The sequence below is a fragment of the Microbispora sp. NPDC046933 genome, from assembly GCF_040644635.1.
Classification (GTDB): Bacteria; Actinomycetota; Actinomycetes; order Streptosporangiales; family Streptosporangiaceae; genus Microbispora.
This window is the reverse complement of the sequence record NZ_JBEYWW010000088.1, coordinates 1-3,210: the sequence shown is the minus strand read 5'-3', so window position 1 is coordinate 3,210 and position 3,210 is coordinate 1. Positions and strand designations below refer to the sequence as shown.

The following is a 3,210-nucleotide window of genomic DNA, read 5'->3' as shown; positions in this document are numbered from 1 at the left end:
GTACCGCTTTAATGGGAGAACAGCCCAACCCTTGGGACCGACTACAGCCCCAGGATGCGATGAGCCGACATCGAGGTGCCAAACCTCCCCGTCGATGTGAACTCTTGGGGGAGATAAGCCTGTTATCCCCAGGGTAGCTTTTATCCGTTGAGCGATGGCCCTTCCATGCGGTACCACCGGATCACTAAGTCCTAGTTTCCTACCTGCTCGAGTTGTAGCTCTCGCAGTCAAGCTGGCTTTTACCTTTACACTCTACGATTGATTTCCAACCAATCTGAGCCAACCTTTGAGCGCCTCCGTTACTCTTTAGGAGGCGACCGCCCCAGTCAAACTGTCCGTCAGACACTGTCTCCCTGGCCGATTATGCCAGCGGGTTAGAGTAACCATAAGTCAAGGGTAGTATCCCAACAACGCCTCAATAGAAACTAGCGTCCCTATTTCAATGGCTCCTACCTATCCTGTACATGACTTACAGGTACTCAATATCAAACTACAGTAAAGCTCCATGGGGTCTTTCCGTCCTGTCGCGGGTAACCTGCATCTTCACAGGTACTAAAATTTCACCGAGTCTCTCGTTGAGACAGTGCCCAAATCATTACGCCTTTCGTGCGGGTCGGAACTTACCCGACAAGGAATTTCGCTACCTTAGGACCGTTATAGTTACGGCCGCCGTTTACTGGGGCTTCAATTCATACCTTCGACTTACGTCTAAGCACTCCTCTTAACCTTCCAGCACCGGGCAGGCGTCACCCCCTATACATCACCTTGCGGTTTAGCAGAGAGCTGTGTTTTTGATAAACAGTTGCTTGGGCCTATTCACTGCGGCTGGCTTTTACACCAGCACCCCTTCTCCCGAAGTTACGGGGCTATTTTGCCGAGTTCCTTAACGAGAGTTCTCTCGATCACCTGAGGCTACTCGCCTCGACTACCTGTGTCGGTTTGCGGTACGGGTAGATATGACTTTACGCTAGAAGCTTTTCTTGGCAGTGTGACATCAGAGAGTTCGCAACCGTAGTTGCTTCCCCATCACAGCTCAATGTTAAAGAGAAATGCATTTGACACATCTCACACCTCACTGCTTAGACCAGAATCCATTAACTGGCATCTCTTAGCCTACTGCGTCCCTCCATCACGATCATATCTAGTACTGGAATATCAACCAGTTGTCCATCGACTACGCCTTTCGGCCTCGCCTTAGGTCCCGACTAACCCAGGGCGGACGAGCCTTCCCCTGGAAACCTTAGTCTTACGGTGGATAAGATTCTCACTTATCTTGCGCTACTCATACCGGCATTCTCACTTCTTAACGCTCCAGCACTCCTCACGGTATACCTTCATCGCGGTTAAGAACGCTCTCCTACCATTGATAAAATATCAATCCAAAGCTTCGGTAATATGTTTAGCCCCGGTACATTTTCGGCGCAGGGTCACTCGACTAGTGAGCTATTACGCACTCTTTGAATGATAGCTGCTTCTGAGCTAACATCCTAGTTGTCTGTGCAACCCCACATCCTTTTCCACTTAACATATATTTTGGGACCTTAGCTGTTGGTCTGGGCTGTTTCCCTTTCGACTACGGATCTTAGCACTCGCAGTCTGACTGCCGAACATGTGTATTAGCATTCGGAGTTTATCTGAGATTGGTAATCCTAGACGGACCCCTCACCCAAACAGTGCTCTACCTCCAATACACTTACATTTCGACGCTAGCCCTAAAGCTATTTCGGAGAGAACCAGCTATCTCCCAGTTCGTTTGGAATTTCTCCGCTATCCACAAGTCATCCAAACACTTTTCAACGTGTCCTGGTTCGGGCCTCCAGTGCGTCTTACCACACCTTCACCCTGCTCATGGATAGGTCACTAGGTTTCGGGTCTACATCATGATACTAAGTCGCCCTATTCAGACTCGGTTTCCCTACGGCTCCGTCTCTTCAACTTAACCTCGCATCATAACGTAACTCGCCGGTTCATTCTACAAAAGGCACGCTCTCACCCATTAACGGGCTCGAACTTCTTGTAGGCACACGGTTTCAGGTGCTATTTCACTCCCCTCTCGGGGTTCTTTTCACCTTTCCCTCACGGTACTGGTTCACTATCGGTCACTAAGGAGTATTTAGGGTTGGGAGATGGTCCTCCCGGATTCAAACTGGATTTCGCGTGTCCAGCCCTACTCAGGATACTGCTAGGTATAAGCGCTATTTCGTCTACGGGATTATTACCCTCTTTGATTAACCTTCCCAGGTTATTCGACTATAATGCTTAAGTCCACGTTGCAGTCCTACAACCCCAAGAAGCAAGCTTCTTGGTTTGCCCTTCTTCGCGTTCGCTCGCCGCTACTTACGAAATCGTTTTTACTTTCTCTTCCTGCAGGTACTTAGATGTTTCAGTTCTCTGCGTTACCTTTACATGAGCTATGTATTCACTCATGAATAACTGCTAGTAGCAGCTGGGTTTCCCCATTCGGAGACCTAGGGATCAATGCGTACTTACTGCTCCCCCTAGAATATCGTCGTTAGTCACGTCCTTCATCGGCTCTTAGTGCCAAGGCATCCACCGTGCGCCCTTATTAACTTTGCCATGATGATTTATAATCATCGTTTTTCAAGTATAAGTTTGTAAATTCTTTAAAATTCACAGCTTTTGGTTTATTTATCGTTATTAGATATTGTTATTTAGTTTTCAATGTTCAAGTGATTTTAACGTCTTGTCTGACAATGGAGCCTAGCGGGATCGAACCGCTGACCTCCTGCGTGCAAAGCAGGCGCTCTCCCAGCTGAGCTAAGGCCCCACAATCAAGAATTTGATTCTTGCTTAGGTTTATCACTAAACCCCTCAAAACTGAATAAAGTTGAATGCTCACGTCTTTGTATATATTCCTTAGAAAGGAGGTGATCCAGCCGCACCTTCCGATACGGCTACCTTGTTACGACTTCACCCCAGTCATCGGTCTTACCTTAGGAAGCGCCCTCCTTGCGGTTAGGCAACCTACTTCGGGTACTCCCAACTCCCGTGGTGTGACGGGCGGTGTGTACAAGGCCCGGGAACGTATTCACCGCGGCGTGCTGATCCGCGATTACTAGCGATTCCGACTTCATGTAGGCGAGTTGCAGCCTACAATCCGAACTGAGCCGAAGTCACGAGGCGGCTCGGGCCGCGGCGATCAGGCCGGTGGTGGAGTAGCCGGGCACGGTCGGCAGGATGACGACCTCC

The 3,210-nt window shown here is 49.2% G+C and carries 1 tRNA gene and 2 rRNA genes; all 3 read right to left on the bottom strand.

Annotated features, from left to right (window positions below):
* A 23S ribosomal RNA gene (locus tag ABZ857_RS43900) occupies nt 1-2,577 on the bottom strand; the annotation flags it as partial.
* Between the two features lie 138 nt (nt 2,578-2,715).
* Nucleotides 2,716-2,788, bottom strand: a tRNA-Ala gene (locus ABZ857_RS43895).
* 93 nt (nt 2,789-2,881) lie between these two features.
* Nucleotides 2,882-3,210 (bottom strand): 16S ribosomal RNA (locus tag ABZ857_RS43890); the annotation flags it as partial.